Origin of the sequence: Streptomyces niveiscabiei (assembly GCF_033794345.1) — a bacterium.
Taxonomy (GTDB): Bacteria; Actinomycetota; Actinomycetes; order Streptomycetales; family Streptomycetaceae; genus Streptomyces; species Streptomyces niveiscabiei.
On the sequence record NZ_JARAYJ010000119.1, the window covers coordinates 1 to 768 of the forward strand.

Annotated in this window: 1 protein-coding gene and 1 pseudogene; both read right to left on the reverse strand. The window is 69.7% G+C overall.

All coding sequences use genetic code 11. From position 1 onward, the window contains the following. Positions 1–141 (reverse strand): type I-E CRISPR-associated endoribonuclease Cas2e (gene cas2e / locus PV682_RS44125; RefSeq protein ID WP_319738618.1); only part of this gene is annotated, 141 nt, incomplete at its 3' end. Further along, positions 138–768 (reverse strand): annotated as a pseudogene (locus tag PV682_RS44130) (type I-E CRISPR-associated endonuclease Cas1e); the annotation flags it as partial. The gene cas2e and the pseudogene PV682_RS44130, both read right to left, overlap by 4 nt.

Consider the following 768-nt stretch of genomic DNA (forward strand, 5'->3'; position numbering starts at 1 on the left):
CTGGCGGACTTCTTCCCAGAGGATGTCGCGGACGCGGGCGGAGGGGGCGCCGAGGAAGACGCCGGGGGAGATTTCGAGGAGCCAGCGGGTGAGGAAGCCGCGCAGGCCGGCGGGGCAGTTGGCGAGGACGATGACGGTCACCAGATGGGGTCTTCCCAGGTGGGGTCCTGCGTGGTGGGGATCTCAGTGAAGGAGGTCTTCGTGGCAGGGTTCTGCGCCGGGGCGCGGTCGTGGTTCTGGCCGCCGGGGAGCAGGAGGCCGCCGTCCGATTGGAGGGTCATCCGGTCGGTCGTGTCGTCCGGTGGCGGGGTGATGTGGTGCGGGAGGAGGAGGGTTTTGATGTCGCGGACGCAGCGGTCCAGGAGGCCGGTGCTGTTGATGCGGTCGCGCAGGGCGCGTCGGGTGCGGGTGGCTACGTCCTGTTCGCCGTGGGCGGCTGCGTCGAAGGCGGCCGGGATGCCGATGTCGGTCTTGTAGAGGTCGGCGATGTCCAGGACGAAGGAGCGTTCGTGTCCGGAGTGGACGAAGCCGAGGCCGGGTGAGCAGCCGAGTGCGGTGACGACGGCGTGGGCGATGCCGTACATGCACTGGGCGGCGGCGGTCACCGCCTGGTTCGGGGCGTCGCCAGCACTGAAGTCGCCGTGGTGGTACTCGCGTCGGCGCCACGTGACCCCCGTACGCGCCGCTTCCTGGTGGTAGCAGTCCCTGACCCTTCGGCCTTCCATGCTGAGGAGCTGCTGGCGGGTTTTCGTCGAGGGGTCTTCGTCG